Here is a 15,545-nt window from a genome sequence, read left to right as displayed (position 1 = left end):
CAGCCGAGTCGTACTCAACGTGGGACGTGTTGATGGTGATACCACGCGCCTTCTCTTCAGGTGCGTTGTCGATCTGCGAGAAATCACGCGCAGAACCGCCCCAGGTCTCAGCGCAAACCTTGGTCAACGCTGCGGTCAGAGTGGTTTTACCGTGGTCAACGTGACCGATAGTGCCTACGTTGACGTGCGGTTTGTTACGTTCGAATTTTTCTTTAGCCACGACAGTGAACCTCTTGCCTAAAGGACTTTATCAGCCTTGTTTTTTAACCAGTGCTTCGACGATGTTCGACGGAGCCTCGGAGTACTTGGAGAATTCCATAGAGTAGCTTGCGCGACCCTGGGACATAGAGCGAACGTCGGTTGCGTATCCGAACATTTCACCCAACGGAACCTCGGCACGAATAACCTTACCGGAAACCGTGTCTTCCATACCCTGGATCAGACCACGACGACGGTTCAGGTCACCCATCACGTCACCCATGTAGTCTTCAGGTGTTACTACTTCTACTTTCATGATCGGCTCAAGCACTACACCGCCACCCTTCTGGGCCAGCTGCTTGGTCGCCATGGAAGCCGCCACCTTGAACGCCATCTCGTTGGAGTCAACGTCATGGTAGGAACCGTCAAACACGGTTGCCTTCAGGCCGATGAGCGGATAACCGGCGACAACGCCGTTCTTCATTTGCTCTTCGATACCCTTCTGAATGGCCGGAATGTATTCCTTCGGAATCACGCCACCAACAACCTCGTTGACGAACACCAGACCTTCCTGACCCTCGTCTGCCGGAGCAAAGCGAACCCAGCAGTGACCGAACTGACCGCGACCACCCGACTGACGAACGAACTTACCTTCGATCTCGCAGTTCTTGGTGATTTTTTCGCGGTAGGAAACCTGCGGCTTACCGATATTGGCCTCTACGTTGAATTCGCGCTTCATGCGATCAACAAGAATATCGAGGTGCAGCTCGCCCATACCGGAGATGATGGTCTGGCCGGTTTCTTCGTCGGTCTTGACACGGAACGAAGGGTCTTCCTGAGCCAGCTTGCCCAGCGCGATACCCATCTTCTCCTGGTCAGCCTTGGTCTTCGGCTCTACCGCTACCGAGATAACCGGCTCAGGGAAGTCCATACGCTCGAGAATGATTGGCTTGTCGGCGTTACACAGGGTATCCCCAGTGGTGACGTCCTTCATACCGATCAGCGCAGCGATGTCGCCCGCACGAACTTCCTTGATCTCTTCACGCTGGTTGGCGTGCATCTGCACCATACGACCGACGCGCTCTTTCTTGCCCTTGACCGAGTTGATCACGGAGTCGCCCGAGCTCAGGAAGCCCGAGTAGACGCGCACAAATGTCAGCGTACCCACGAATGGGTCAGTGGCAATTTTGAACGCCAAGGCGGAGAACGGCTCATCGTCAGAAGCATGACGCTCGTCGTAGTCCGCATCGACCAGCTCTTCCTTCGGCTTTTCGATGAGATCAGGATGGATACCCTGAATCGCAGGAATCTCGGTCGGAGCTGGCAGGAAGTCAATAACAGCATCCAGAACAAGAGGAACACCCTTGTTCTTGAACGAGGAACCGCAGACTGCAGGCACGATCTCGCTAGCCAGCGTACGCAGACGCAAACCAGCCTTGATATCGTCGACCGACAGATCACCTTCCTCAAGGTATTTGTTCATCAACTCTTCATTGGCCTCGGCAGCCGCCTCAACCATGTTGTTGCGCCACTCATTGGCCAGGTCAACCAACTCGGCGGGAATCTCTTCCTCGCGGTAAGTGGTGCCCTTGTCGTCATCGTTCCAATAGATGGCTTTCATCTTGATCAGGTCGACCTGACCCTGGAACTCATCTTCCGCACCAATAGCGATCTGAATCGGAACCGGGGTGTGACCCAGACGGTTCTTGATCTGACCAACGACACGCAGGAAGTTGGCGCCCGCACGGTCCATCTTGTTCACGTAGACAATACGTGGAACGCCGTACTTGTTAGCCTGACGCCATACGGTTTCGGACTGAGGTTCGACACCAGAAGTACCGCAGAACACAACGACCGCACCGTCAAGTACGCGCAACGAGCGCTCCACTTCAATAGTGAAGTCAACGTGCCCGGGAGTATCGATCACGTTTACGCGGTAGTTGTCGTACTGACCACGAGAACCTTTCCAGAAGGTAGTGACAGCAGCGGAAGTGATCGTAATCCCACGCTCCTGCTCCTGCACCATCCAGTCGGTAGTGGCAGCACCGTCATGCACCTCACCCATCTTGTGGCTGAGACCTGTGTAGAACAGGATCCGCTCAGTCGTGGTGGTCTTGCCCGCATCAACGTGCGCGCAGATCCCGATGTTGCGGTAGCGATTAATTGCTGTAGTACGAGCCATAGAGCCCTCGCAAGTTGAGTGATGCCGGAATTAGAAACGGTAGTGCGAGAACGCCTTGTTGGCCTCAGCCATGCGATGCACGTCTTCACGCTTCTTCACGGCTGCACCTTTACCTTCGAACGCATCGAGCAGTTCACCAGCAAGGCGCAGTGCCATGGATTTCTCACCACGCTTACGCGCAGCGTCGACCAGCCAACGCATGGCCAGTGCATTACGACGGGACGGACGAACTTCAACCGGAACCTGGTAGGTAGCACCGCCAACACGGCGGGACTTGACTTCGACCAGCGGAGCGATGGCGTCGAGTGCTTTCTCGAAGACTTCCAGGGGGTCGTTGTTCTTACGCGTCTTAACCGTATCCAAAGCGCCGTAAACGATGCGCTCGGCCACAGCTTTCTTGCCGCTTTCCATCACGTGGTTCATGAACTTGGCGAGAATCTGGCTTCCGTACTTCGGATCGTCCAGAATTTCGCGTTTGGCTGCTACACGACGTCTTGGCATTGATAAGCCCTCAAACGGTCTTCAGGTTAGCTCGGGATAGCCAATCATGACGGCACCCGACCTTACTCTTATCGACTCAACAAAAAGAAATGATTACTTAGGACGCTTGGTACCGTACTTGGAACGGCCCTGCTTACGATCCTTCACACCGGTGGTATCCAAAGAACCACGAACAGTGTGATAACGCACACCCGGAAGGTCCTTTACACGACCGCCACGGATAAGCACAACGCTGGTGTACACGCGGGTGCACACGCCACGGCGCTGGGGGCAGTTTTGCAGCGCAGGTACGTCGGATTTCTCGACGATACGCTTGCGCGGCTGACGCACCAGCTGGTTAATCGTTGCCATCTACTAGCTCCACTGTTGTCTTTCGACGCTATTTTCTTACTACGAACACAAAATCGCAGAGCATGGCTCTGCTGAATTTTGGGGTGCATGAGTCTAAAGACAGCACTTCACCCCGTCAAGAAGGCCCGCCCCTAGAGGTCGGGCCTTGCTCGATTAGTTGCCGCTCAAGTTGAGCGCTTCGGTCAACGCGGCTTCGACTTCGCTTGCACTCACGCGAGCCGGCTTGCCGGTATCACGCTGACGCTTGCGCTCGCTGTGATAAGCCAGACCGGTACCCGCAGGGATCAAGCGGCCGACTACAACGTTCTCTTTCAAGCCGCGGAGGTAATCGCGCTTGCCGGTAACGGCAGCCTCGGTCAACACGCGCGTGGTCTCCTGGAAGGATGCCGCGGAGATGAACGACTCGGTCGAGAGCGAAGCCTTGGTGATACCCAGGAGAACCCGGTCGAATTTCGCGATGAAGCGATCTTCGGTGGCCAAGCGCTCGTTCTCTTCGAGCACCTGAGTGAGTTCCATCTGGTCGCCCTTGATGAACGAGGAATCACCCGACTCAGCGATCTCGACCTTACGCAGCATCTGACGAAGGATCGTTTCGATGTGCTTGTCGTTGATCTTCACGCCCTGAAGACGGTAGACGTCCTGGATCTCGTTGACGATGTACTTCGCCAGCGCGCTAACGCCCAACAGACGCAAGATGTCGTGCGGGTTGCTGGGACCGTCGGAAATAACTTCACCGCGGTTGACCTGCTCACCCTCGAACACGTTGAGATGACGCCATTTCGGAATCAGCTCTTCGTAAGGATCGCTACCATCGGTTGGCGTAATAACCAGGCGACGCTTGCCTTTGGTTTCCTTGCCGAACGAAATCGTACCGCTGATTTCGGCCAGGATGGACGGCTCCTTCGGACGACGCGCCTCGAAGAGGTCGGCAACGCGCGGCAGACCACCGGTGATGTCGCGTGTCTTCGACGTTTCCTGCGGAATACGTGCGATAACGTCACCCACACCGACTTCGGCACCGTCAGCCACGCCTACCAAGGCGTTCGCTGGCAGGAAGTACTGAGCTGGCACATCGGTACCTGGCAGTAGCAGCTCCTTACCACTGGCATCAACCATCTTCACTGCAGGACGAATGTCCTTGCCGGCAGCTGGGCGATCCTTGGCGTCCATGACTTCGATGTTGGTCAGACCGGTCAATTCGTCAGTCTGGCGCTTGATCGTAATGTTCTCCTCCATACCGACGAAGTTCACGATACCCTTCATCTCGACCACGATTGGGTGAGTGTGCGGATCCCACTTGGCGACGATTGCGCCGGCATCCACCTTGTCACCTTCCTTGATCGAAATGACCGCGCCGTACGGCAACTTGTAGCGCTCGCGCTCACGACCGAACTCGTCGGCAACCGCCAACTCACCAGAACGCGATACCGCGACCAACGCACCATCCGCACGCTCTACGTGCTTGAGGTTATGCAGGCGAATCACGCCGCCGTTCTTGACCTGAACGCTGTCGGCAGCCGATGTCCGGCTTGCCGCACCACCGATGTGGAACGTACGCATGGTCAGCTGGGTACCCGGCTCACCAATCGACTGGGCAGCGATGACACCGACCGCTTCACCGATATTCACCTGGTGACCACGGGCCAGATCACGGCCGTAGCACTTGGCGCAGATGCCGTAGCGGGTGTCACAGCTGATCGGCGAACGCACGACGACTTCGTCGATGCTGTTGCGCTCGATGAACTCGACCCACTGCTCGTCGATCAGCGTGCCCGCTGGGACCGCAATTTCTTCGGTACCCGGCTTGAATACGTCGCGCGCGATGACGCGACCCAGGACGCGCTCACCCAGCGGCTCAACCACGTCACCGCCTTCGATGTGCGGCGTCATGAACAGACCTTCTTCGGTACCGCAATCGACCTCGGTCACTACCAGATCCTGCGCTACGTCGACTAGGCGACGCGTCAGATAACCAGAGTTCGCGGTCTTCAGAGCGGTATCAGCCAGACCTTTCCGCGCACCGTGAGTGGAGATGAAGTACTGGAGTACGTTCAGACCTTCACGGAAGTTCGCCGTGATCGGCGTCTCGATGATGGAGCCGTCCGGCTTGGCCATCAGACCACGCATACCGGCCAGCTGACGAATCTGGGCTGCAGAACCCCGCGCTCCCGAATCCGCCATCATGTACATGGAGTTGAAGGACTCCTGATCGACTTCGTTACCTTCGCGGTCGATAACCTTCTCTTTCGAGAGGTTCGCCATCATCGCTTTGGAGACTTCATCGTTGGCCTTCGACCAAAGGTCGATCACCTTGTTGTACTTCTCGCCCTGGGTGACCAGGCCCGAGGCGTACTGGCTCTCGATTTCCTTCACTTCGTCGGTAGCAGCGCCAATGATGCGCGCCTTCTCATCCGGAATGACGAAGTCATTCACGCCGATGGAAACACCCGAGATCGTGGAGTATGCGAAACCGGTGTACATCAGCTGGTCGGCGAAGATGACGGTGTCCTTCAGACCTACCACGCGATAGCACTGGTTGATCAGCTTGGAAATCGCCTTCTTCTTCATCGACTGGTTGACGACGTCAAACGACAGGCCATCCGGCACGATTTGGAACAGCAGTGCGCGGCCGACAGTGGTGTCGACGATACGGGTGTTGCGCTCAACCGAACCATCACGGTGATTGATGACTTCGTTGATACGGACTTTCACGCGAGCATGCAGAGACGCTTCGCCCGCGCGGAATACGCGGTCGACTTCTTGCAGATCAGCGAATACACGACCTTCGCCCTTCACATTGATCGCTTCGCGGGTCATGTAATACAGACCCAAGACGACGTCCTGCGACGGAACGATGATTGGCTCACCGTTCGCTGGCGAAAGAATATTGTTGGTCGACATCATCAGCGCACGCGCTTCGAGCTGGGCTTCCAGCGTCAGAGGCACGTGAACAGCCATCTGGTCACCGTCGAAGTCGGCGTTGTACGCCGCGCACACGAGCGGATGCAGCTGGATTGCTTTACCTTCAATGAGCACGGGCTCGAACGCCTGGATACCCAGACGGTGAAGTGTCGGTGCACGGTTCAGCAGGACCGGATGTTCACGGATGACTTCGGCGAGAACGTCCCAAACCTCGGGCAGCTCACGCTCGACCATCTTCTTGGCCGCCTTGATGGTGGTCGCCATGCCACGCGCTTCGAGCTTGCCGAAAATGAACGGCTTGAACAGCTCGAGTGCCATTTTCTTCGGCAGACCGCACTGATGCAGGCGCAGCGTCGGGCCTACGGTAATTACGGAACGACCGGAGTAGTCCACGCGCTTACCGAGCAGGTTCTGACGGAAACGACCTTGCTTACCTTTGATCATGTCGGCCAAGGACTTCAGCGGACGCTTGTTCGAGCCAGTGATGGCTCGGCCGCGACGGCCGTTATCCAGCAGCGCATCCACCGCTTCCTGCAGCATGCGCTTCTCGTTGCGCACGATGATATCGGGCGCGGCGAGGTCGAGCAGACGCTTCAGACGGTTGTTACGGTTGATGACGCGGCGATAGAGATCGTTCAGGTCGGACGTGGCGAAACGACCGCCATCCAGCGGCACGAGCGGACGCAGATCTGGCGGCAGCACTGGCAGAACGGTCAGCACCATCCACTCGGGCAGGTTGCCGGAACCGAAGAACGCCTCCATCAGCTTCAGACGCTTCGACAGCTTCTTGATCTTGGTTTCGGAGTTCGTCTGCGGGATCTCTTCACGCAGGCGATTGATCTCGTGCTCCAGATCGATCTGGTTCAGCAGCTCGCGAACGGCCTCTGCGCCCATGCGGGCATCGAAGTCGTCACCGAATTCTTCCAGTGCTTCGAAATATTGCTCGTCGTTCAGCAGCTGACCTTTCTCGAGCGTGGTCATGCCTGGATCGATCACGACATAGCTTTCGAAATACAGAACGCGCTCGATATCGCGCAGCGTCATGTCCAGCAGCAGGCCGATACGGGACGGCAGCGATTTCAGGAACCAGATGTGCGCGACGGGCGACGCGAGCTCGATGTGGCCCATGCGCTCACGACGAACCTTGGCCAGCGCGACTTCAACGCCGCACTTCTCGCAAATCACACCGCGGTGCTTCAGGCGCTTGTACTTACCGCACAGGCACTCGTAATCCTTAACTGGACCAAAGATCTTGGCGCAGAACAGGCCGTCACGCTCAGGCTTGAACGTACGGTAATTGATGGTCTCTGGCTTCTTAACTTCACCAAAGGACCAGGAACGGATCATTTCGGGCGAAGCCAGACCAATACGGATGGCATCGAACTCTTCGATTTGACCCTGGTTTTTCAACAGATTCAGCAAGTCTTTCAAGGCCTTTCCTCCTCACGGACCCGCTACGACCGGCCTTGACCAGCCGTAGCGTATGGGCGTCGCGTGTTATTCGGTTTCCAGTTCGATATCGATGCCGAGCGAGCGGATTTCCTTGATCAGCACGTTGAAGGACTCGGGCATGCCAGCCTCCATGCGGTGATCGCCGTCCACGATGTTCTTGTACATCTTGGTACGTCCGTTCACGTCGTCCGACTTGACGGTGAGCATTTCCTGCAGGGTGTAGGCGGCACCGTACGCTTCCAGCGCCCAGACCTCCATCTCCCCGAAACGCTGTCCGCCGAACTGCGCCTTACCACCCAGCGGCTGCTGGGTAACCAGGCTGTAGGAACCAGTAGAACGCGCGTGCATCTTGTCGTCCACCAGGTGGTTCAGTTTCAGCATATACATGTAGCCGACCGTCGTCGGGCGCTCGAACTGGTTGCCGGTACGTCCGTCGAACAAGCGCATTTGGCCGCTCTCTGGCAGATCCGCCAGCTTCAGCATTGCCTTGATCTCGGACTCTTTGGCACCGTCGAATACCGCTGTCGCCATCGGCACGCCACCGCGCAGGTTGCCTGCCAGATCCAGAATTTCCTGATCGCTCAGGGATTCCAGATTTTCCTGGCGACCGCCGATCTCGTTGTACAGCTCGGTCATGAACGAACGCAATTCAGCGACTTTACGCTGCTCTTCGAGCATGCGGTTGATCTTCTCGCCAAGGCCCTTGGCTGCAAGGCCCAGGTGGCTTTCGAGAATCTGACCGACGTTCATACGCGACGGAACGCCCAGCGGGTTGAGAACGATGTCGACCGGGGTGCCGTTGGCATCGTGCGGCATGTCTTCAACCGGCATGATCACGGAGACCACACCCTTGTTACCGTGACGTCCGGCCATCTTGTCGCCAGGCTGGATACGACGCTTGATCGCGAGGTAAACCTTGACGATTTTCAGGACACCTGGCGCCAGGTCATCACCCTGCTGCAGCTTGCGCTTCTTGTCTTCGAACTTGTCGTCGAGCAGCAGACGGCGATCGGACAGGTAGGCCTGGGCCTTTTCCAACTGCTCGTTCAGCGCATCGTCGGACATACGCAGCTTGAACCACTGACCGTGCTCCAGGCCATCGAGATACTCGTTGGTGATCTCGGTGCCCTTCTTCAGGCCAGCGCCGCCTTCGGCAGTGGCGCCAACGAGAGCCGAGCGCAGACGCTCGAACGTCGCGCCTTCGACGATGCGGAACTCTTCGTTGAGATCCTTGCGAATCTCGTCGAGCTGCATTTTCTCAATGGCCAGGGCACGAGAATCGCGCTCGACGCCGTCGCGAGTGAAGACCTGGACGTCGATGACCGTACCTTTGGTGCCGGTCGGCACTCGCAAGGACGTGTCCTTAACGTCAGAAGCTTTCTCACCGAAGATCGCACGCAGCAGCTTCTCTTCCGGCGTCAGCTGGGTTTCACCCTTCGGTGTGACCTTACCGACGAGGATGTCACCCGCCTGCACTTCAGCGCCAACGTAGACGATGCCTGCTTCGTCCAGCTTGTTCAGCGCCGCCTCACCCACATTCGGGATATCGGAGCTGATTTCTTCTGGGCCGAGCTTGGTGTCGCGCGCAACGCACGTCAGCTCCTGGATATGGATCGTGGTGAAACGATCTTCCTGAACGACCCGCTCCGACAAGCAGATGGAGTCTTCGAAGTTGAAGCCGTTCCAAGGCATGAACGCAACGCGCATGTTCTGCCCCAACGCCAGTTCACCCATATCGGTGGACGGGCCGTCGGCCATGATGTCGCCACGGGCAACCACATCACCCTTGCGCACCAGCGGACGCTGGTTGATGCAAGTGTTCTGGTTGGAGCGCGTGTACTTGGTCAGGTTGTAGATGTCGACACCCGCTTCGCCAGTCTCGACTTCGTCATCGCTGACGCGAACGACGATACGGCTGGCATCGACGGTATCGATCACACCACCACGGCGCGCAACGACGCAAACACCGGAGTCGCGTGCAACGTTGCGCTCCATACCGGTACCGACGAGAGGCTTGTCGGCACGCAGTGTCGGAACGGCCTGACGCTGCATGTTCGAACCCATGAGGGCGCGGTTGGCGTCATCGTGCTCGAGGAACGGAATCAGCGATGCAGCAACAGAGACGACCTGACGTGGCGAAACGTCCATCAAGGTGACGTCTTCCGGCGCCTTGACGGTGAATTCGTTCAGGTAACGAACGGCTACAAGCTCGTCGACCAGCTTACGATCTTCCAGCTTGGCGCTGGCCTGAGCGATCACGTGGTCAGCTTCTTCGATCGCCGACAGGAATACGATCTCGTCGGTGACTTCGCCTTCTTTCACCACGCGGTACGGGCTTTCCAGGAAACCGTACTGGTTGGTGCGAGCGTAGGCAGCCAGCGAGTTGATCAGACCGATGTTCGGACCTTCCGGCGTTTCGATCGGGCAAACACGACCATAGTGCGTCGGGTGTACGTCGCGCACTTCGAAGCCTGCGCGCTCACGCGTCAGACCACCTGGGCCGAGCGCAGAGACGCGACGCTTGTGCGTGATCTCGGACAACGGGTTGTTCTGGTCCATGAACTGGGAAAGCTGGCTGGAACCGAAGAACTCCTTGATCGCGGCCGCCACGGGCTTGGCGTTGATCAGGTCTTGCGGCATCAGGCCTTCGCTTTCGGCCATGGAAAGACGCTCTTTGACCGCGCGCTCGACACGAACCAGACCTACACGGAACTGGTTCTCGGCCATCTCGCCTACACAACGGACACGACGGTTACCGAGGTGGTCGATGTCATCGACGACACCCTTGCCGTTACGAATATCGACGAGGGTCTTGAGGACCGCAACGATGTCTTCCTTGCTTAGAACGCCCGAACCTTCGATCTCGGTACGACCGATACGACGGTTGAACTTCATGCGACCTACGGCGGACAGGTCGTACCGCTCAGGGCTGAAGAACAGGTTATTGAACAGGGTCTCCGCTGCTTCCTTGGTCGGCGGCTCGCCGGGACGCATCATGCGGTAGATTTCGACAAGCGCTTCCAGCTGATTGCCGGTGTTGTCGATTTTCAGCGTGTCCGAAACGAACGGACCGCAGTCGATATCGTTGGTGTACAACGTCTCGATCCGAACGACTTGCGCCTTGGCGACTTTCACCAGGAGGTCGGTCGTCAGCTCGGTGTTGCACTCAGCAATGATCTCGCCGGTCGCAGGATGCACGATCGCTTTAGCGGTCGTACGACCCAATACGTAGTCGAGCGGAACTTCCAGCTCAGTCAGACCGGCTTTGTCGATCTGATTGATGTGGCGCGCCGTGATACGGCGACCTTGCTCAACGATGACCTTGCCGCTTTCGTCCTTGATATCGAACGCCGCGATTTCACCCCGAAGGCGCTGGGCAACCAGCTCTAGGCTCAGCGTCTCGCCGCGAACGTGGAACACGTTCGTGTCGTAGAAATTGTCGAGAATCTCTTCGGTGCTATAACCAAGCGCGCGCAGCAAGACGGACGCCGGCAGCTTCCGACGGCGGTCGATACGCACGAAGACGGCATCTTTCGGGTCGAATTCGAAGTCGAGCCAGGAGCCGCGGTAAGGAATGATCCGCGCGGAATACAGCAGTTTCCCGGAGCTGTGCGTCTTGCCGCGGTCGTGATCGAAGAACACGCCTGGCGAACGGTGCAGCTGGGAGACGATGACGCGCTCGGTGCCATTGATGATGAAGGTACCGTTTTCGGTCATCAGGGGGATTTCCCCCATGTAGACTTCCTGCTCCTTGATGTCTTTGATGGCCTTGTTCGACGATTCCTTGTCGAAAATGATCAGGCGAACCTTGACGCGCAACGGTACGGCGAAGGTTACACCACGGAGTACGCACTCCTTGACGTCGAATGCAGGCTCGCCCAAGCGATAACCTACGTACTCCAGTGCCGCATTTCCGGAATAACTGATAATCGGGAAAACGGACTTGAATGCCGCATGGAGGCCAATGTCGCGGAACTGCTCTTTGCTCACTCCCTGCTGCAGAAATTCGCGATACGAATCCAGCTGGATGGCCAGGAGATAGGGCACGTCCATTACGTGCGGCAACTTGCTAAAGTCCTTGCGGATACGTTTTTTCTCAGTGTATGAGTAAGCCATCAGCGTTCCCCAGCTTGGTCACCTGCTTGTTTGGCCCATCCGGAGGGAGAGGCCAGAAATCTTGCAAATCCCGAAGATTTGCGCCGCCCTCTGCGAGCGGGTTCGTCATGGAATGCGTCGATCGTGGGATCTGTCCATAACGGAAAAAGGCCGGTGGCAAAAGCCACCAGCCATCAGCCTTTCGCGAAACGCTTGGGCTGTTTGCGCAAGATCGTCGCTTACTTGAGCTCGACCTTGGCGCCTGCTTCTTCCAGAGACTTCTTGGCAGCTTCGGCTTCTTCTTTCGAAACGCCTTCTTTAACGGTGCCAGGAGCGCCGTCAACAACTGCTTTAGCTTCTTTCAGGCCCAGACCAGTCAGCTCGCGAACAACCTTGATCACGTTGACTTTCTTTTCGCCAGCTTCGGTCAGAACGATGGTGAACTCGGTCTGCTCTTCAACAACAGCAGCGGCAGCAGCCGGGCCAGCAGCTACAGCAGCAGCGGCGGTAACACCGAACTTCTCTTCCATCGCTTTGATCAGCTCGACCACTTCCAGAACGGTTTTCTGGCCGATTGCTTCGATGATTTCTTCGTTAGACAGAGCCATGACTCTAATTCCTGTAGTTTTGTGACAGCCTACGCGACCGTCGAATTAAACAAATAAGCTTGAGAAAGGAAGGCTTGCCTTAGGCAGCGGCGGCTTCTTTCTGGTCGCGAACGGCCGCCAGCGTACGAGCCAACTTGCTGGTGGCGCCTTGGATCACGCTCATCAGCTGGGAAACGGCTTCGTCATAGGTCGGCAGAGTTGCCAGTACGTCGATCTGGTTTGCTGCGAGGAATTGACCCTCGAACGCAGCTGCCTTGATCTCGAACTTGTCCTGACCCTTAGCGAATTCCTTGAAGATACGGGCGGCAGCGCCCGGATGCTCATTGGAAAATGCGATCAAGGTCGGGCCTTTGAACACGTCACCGAGGATCTCGAATTGAGTTCCCTCGACAGCGCGGCGAGCCAAGGTGTTACGCACGACTTTCACGTACACACCGGCAGCGCGGGCCTCTTTACGGAGTCCGGTCATAGCACCGACAGTCACGCCACGGGCATCAGCCACGACAGCGGACAGACCGGCTTTGGCAGCCTCGTTGACTTCAGCGACGATGGCCTTTTTGTCTTCGAGTTTGATTGCCACGGGTTTACTCCTGGTTTTACCGTAACGCCGAGCCGAAGCTCGGCGGCGTTTTGGTGTCTGATTCGGTACGAATCGGGAGCACCATCTGCGTAGGCTCGTGGTCAAACCACGGTTTGAGGCAATGCCGCCTACGGTCTTGGATAGCCCCCGCCAGGCAGGGACCCCAATTTGGCAGGCCTGAACAGGTTCAAGCCCAGTATTACTTACGCTTCGAGAGAAGCCTGATCGATCTGCAGGCCCGGCCCCATGGTCGAGCTCAGCGTTACGCGCTTGACGTACACGCCCTTAGAGGTGGACGGCTTCAGACGCTTGAGGTCCGACAGCAGCGCTTCAACGTTTTGCTTCAGCTTGGCAGGCTCGAAATCAACCTTACCCACGGAGGTATGGATGATGCCGTTCTTGTCCGTACGGAAACGTACCTGACCGGCCTTGGCATTCTTGACCGCAGTTGCAACGTCAGGCGTTACAGTGCCCACTTTCGGGTTAGGCATCAGGCCACGAGGACCGAGAATCTGACCCAACTGACCGACGACACGCATTGCATCCGGCGAGGCGATAACGACGTCATAGCTCAGATCGCCACCCTTCATCTCGGCCGCCAACTCATCCATACCGACGCGATCGGCGCCAGCAGCGAGCGCCGCTTCGGCCGCTGGGCCTTGAGTGAATACAGCAACGCGAACGCTCTTGCCGGTGCCGTTTGGCAGAACGGTAGCGCCACGAACGACCTGATCGGATTTACGCGGATCGACGCCAAGGTTGATCGAGATATCGATCGACTCTTTGAACTTGATCGTGGAAACCTCAGCCAGAATCTTGGCTGCGTCTTCGAAATTGTACTGCTTGCCTGCTTCGATCTTGCCGGCAATCGCTTTCTGGCGCTTGGTTAGCTTGGCCATTACACGCCCTCCACGTTGAGACCCATGCTGCGAGCAGAGCCCGCAATCGTACGCACGGCAGCATCCATATCAGCAGCAGTCAGATCAGCCTGCTTCGCCTTGGCGATTTCTTCCAGCTGCGCGCGCGTTACGGTACCGACCTTCTGCGAATTCGGACGGGGCGAGCCGCTGGAGATACCTGCCGCCTTCTTCAGAAGGACGGACGCTGGCGTGCTCTTGGTTTCGAACGTAAAGCTACGATCGCTGTATACGGTGATGATCACCGGCGTTGGCAGACCTGGCTCCAAACCCTGAGTACGCGCGTTGAACGCTTTGCAGAATTCCATGATGTTTACACCGTGCTGACCCAAAGCAGGGCCGACGGGTGGCGAAGGGTTAGCTTGTGCAGCCTTCACCTGCAGCTTGATATAAGCCTGAATCTTCTTGGCCATTTTATGACTCCATCTCGGGTAATAGCGCCTTTCGGCTCCCCACTCGGTTTACATTTATCCCACTGACGACAAAACCCCGCAGTCAATAACTGCGGGGCATCGGGACTTAAATCAGACCTTCTCTACCTGACTGAACTCGAGCTCGACAGGCGTAGAACGTCCAAAGATGAGAACAGCCACTTGAATACGGCTTTTCTCGTAATTAACTTCTTCGACAACCCCATTGAAATCTGCAAAGGGACCATCAACCACACGAACCGTCTCGCCTGGCTCGAAGAGCGTTTTCGGCTTGGGCTTATCACCACTATCGGCGACGCGACGCAGGATAGCGTCCGCCTCTTTATCGGTAATAGGCGCAGGACGATCTGCCGTCCCGCCAATGAAGCCCATGACTCGCGGCGTATCCTTCACGAGGTGCCAGGCACCTTCAGTCATATCCATCTGAACGAGCACGTAGCCAGGAAAGAACTTACGCTCGCTCTTACGCTTCTGACCATTACGCATCTCGACCACTTCTTCAGTGGGCACGAGAATCTCGCCAAACTCTTCTTCCATCCCGGCAAGCTTGACGCGCTCAATGAGCGAACGCATGACATGCTTTTCGTAGCCCGAATAAGCATGTACGACATACCAACGCTTAGCCACGGACGCTCCTTTAACCGACAATCAACGAAACAAGCCAACCAAGGAGGGAGTCTAGCCCCCAAAGAAGCAACGCCATCACTAGAACGACCACAACAACGATGAGCGTCGTCTGAGAAGTCTCCTGACGGGTAGGCCATACGACCTTACGGATCTCAACACGCGCCTCTTTGACCAGACCCGCGAACATACGACCCTTGGTCGTCTGAAGAGCCAATGCAGCAGCCGCTCCAGCGAGGACCAGCACACCTAGCACGCGATACAGAATAGGCTCTGCGGAGAAATACTGGTTACCAACTACCGCAACGACAACCAAAGCAACCACTACGAGCCACTTCAAGACATCGAGACGAGAGTCTTTGGCCTCAGCCCTGGCATTCATCTGCAAAGATCCTGTGAAATAAAAGCCAGATTCACTGACATTGGAATCTGGCAGGCCAGGAGGGAATCGAACCCCCAACCTGCGGTTTTGGAGACCGCCGCTCTGCCAATTGAGCTACTGGCCTATAACAAAACCAGGCCGACCATTATGCCGGCCTGGAGACTCAAGATCAACGCTTAAGCGACGATCTTGGCAACCACGCCAGCGCCGACGGTACGGCCGCCTTCGCGAATTGCGAAACGCAGACCTTCTTCCATCGCGATCGGAGCGATCAGGGTGACAACCATTTTGATGTTATCGCC

13 protein-coding genes and 1 tRNA gene are annotated in these 15,545 nt (G+C 57.0%); all 14 read right to left on the bottom strand.

Features of this window, described 5'->3' with window-relative positions; translation table 11 throughout:
* On the bottom strand, positions 1 to 220 hold a 220-nt coding region (locus IEY47_RS20370; RefSeq protein WP_229779486.1), incomplete at its 3' end, for a GTP-binding protein.
* Between the two features lie 30 nt (positions 221 to 250).
* Positions 251 to 2,380, bottom strand: coding sequence for an elongation factor G (fusA, locus tag IEY47_RS20365; protein ID WP_188986158.1), 2,130 nt, complete (start codon positions 2,378 to 2,380; stop codon positions 251 to 253).
* 30 nt (positions 2,381 to 2,410) lie between these two features.
* Positions 2,411 to 2,881, bottom strand: coding sequence for a 30S ribosomal protein S7 (rpsG, locus tag IEY47_RS20360; protein WP_188986156.1), 471 nt, complete (start codon positions 2,879 to 2,881; stop codon positions 2,411 to 2,413).
* Between the two features lie 93 nt (positions 2,882 to 2,974).
* Positions 2,975 to 3,232 (bottom strand): uS12 family ribosomal protein, encoded by a 258-nt coding sequence (locus tag IEY47_RS20355; protein WP_188986154.1) that lies wholly within the window; start codon positions 3,230 to 3,232, stop codon positions 2,975 to 2,977.
* Positions 3,233 to 3,385: 153 nt separating this feature from the next.
* A complete protein-coding gene (gene rpoC / locus IEY47_RS20350; RefSeq protein WP_188986151.1) occupies positions 3,386 to 7,585 on the bottom strand; it encodes a DNA-directed RNA polymerase subunit beta' in 4,200 nt (1,399 codons plus the stop codon).
* Positions 7,586 to 7,651: 66 nt separating this feature from the next.
* On the bottom strand, positions 7,652 to 11,722 hold the full coding sequence (gene rpoB, locus IEY47_RS20345; RefSeq protein ID WP_188986149.1) for a DNA-directed RNA polymerase subunit beta: 4,071 nt from the start codon (positions 11,720 to 11,722) through the stop codon (positions 7,652 to 7,654).
* A 218-nt stretch (positions 11,723 to 11,940) separates the two neighbouring features.
* Positions 11,941 to 12,309, bottom strand: a complete 369-nt coding sequence (rplL, locus tag IEY47_RS20340; RefSeq protein WP_188986147.1) for a 50S ribosomal protein L7/L12 — start codon at positions 12,307 to 12,309, stop codon at positions 11,941 to 11,943.
* A gap of 79 nt (positions 12,310 to 12,388) precedes the next feature.
* On the bottom strand, positions 12,389 to 12,889 hold the full coding sequence (gene rplJ / locus IEY47_RS20335) for a 50S ribosomal protein L10 (protein ID WP_188986146.1): 501 nt from the start codon (positions 12,887 to 12,889) through the stop codon (positions 12,389 to 12,391).
* A 203-nt stretch (positions 12,890 to 13,092) separates the two neighbouring features.
* On the bottom strand, positions 13,093 to 13,788 hold the full coding sequence (gene rplA / locus IEY47_RS20330) for a 50S ribosomal protein L1 (RefSeq protein ID WP_188986144.1): 696 nt from the start codon (positions 13,786 to 13,788) through the stop codon (positions 13,093 to 13,095).
* Positions 13,788 to 14,219, bottom strand: coding sequence for a 50S ribosomal protein L11 (rplK, locus tag IEY47_RS20325; protein WP_188986142.1), 432 nt, complete (start codon positions 14,217 to 14,219; stop codon positions 13,788 to 13,790). Before rplK ends, rplA begins: the two co-directional genes overlap by 1 nt.
* 111 nt (positions 14,220 to 14,330) lie before the next feature.
* Entirely contained in the window at positions 14,331 to 14,864 is a 534-nt protein-coding gene (gene nusG / locus IEY47_RS20320) for a transcription termination/antitermination protein NusG (protein ID WP_188986140.1), read from the bottom strand.
* A gap of 10 nt (positions 14,865 to 14,874) precedes the next feature.
* Complete coding sequence (gene secE, locus IEY47_RS20315) at positions 14,875 to 15,243, bottom strand: preprotein translocase subunit SecE (RefSeq protein ID WP_188986138.1); 369 nt, start codon at positions 15,241 to 15,243, stop codon at positions 14,875 to 14,877.
* 48 nt (positions 15,244 to 15,291) lie between these two features.
* Positions 15,292 to 15,367, bottom strand: a tRNA-Trp gene (locus IEY47_RS20310).
* 52 nt (positions 15,368 to 15,419) lie between these two features.
* Positions 15,420 to 15,545, bottom strand: a 126-nt coding sequence (locus IEY47_RS20305; RefSeq protein WP_505909240.1) for an EF-Tu C-terminal domain-related protein, incomplete at its 5' end; no start/stop codon positions are given.

It is taken from the genome of Pseudomonas matsuisoli, from assembly GCF_014647635.1.
GTDB lineage: Bacteria > Pseudomonadota > Gammaproteobacteria > Pseudomonadales > Pseudomonadaceae > Pseudomonas_P > Pseudomonas_P matsuisoli.
The sequence above is the reverse complement of the archived record's forward strand: the minus strand, read 5'-3'. Positions and strand labels throughout refer to the sequence as shown.

Bases quoted from the DNA above. Each gene is read 5' to 3' on its own strand.
- fusA (WP_188986158.1), bottom strand. From the start codon at position 2,380: ATGGCTCGTACTACAGCAATTAATCGCTACCGCAACATCGGGATCTGC.
- rpsG (WP_188986156.1), bottom strand. From the start codon at position 2,881: ATGCCAAGACGTCGTGTAGCAGCCAAACGCGAAATTCTGGACGATCCG.
- IEY47_RS20355 (WP_188986154.1), bottom strand. From the start codon at position 3,232: ATGGCAACGATTAACCAGCTGGTGCGTCAGCCGCGCAAGCGTATCGTC.
- rpoB (WP_188986149.1), bottom strand. From the start codon at position 11,722: ATGGCTTACTCATACACTGAGAAAAAACGTATCCGCAAGGACTTTAGC.
- rplL (WP_188986147.1), bottom strand. From the start codon at position 12,309: ATGGCTCTGTCTAACGAAGAAATCATCGAAGCAATCGGCCAGAAAACC.
- rplA (WP_188986144.1), bottom strand. From the start codon at position 13,788: ATGGCCAAGCTAACCAAGCGCCAGAAAGCGATTGCCGGCAAGATCGAA.
- rplK (WP_188986142.1), bottom strand. From the start codon at position 14,219: ATGGCCAAGAAGATTCAGGCTTATATCAAGCTGCAGGTGAAGGCTGCA.
- secE (WP_188986138.1), bottom strand. From the start codon at position 15,243: ATGAATGCCAGGGCTGAGGCCAAAGACTCTCGTCTCGATGTCTTGAAG.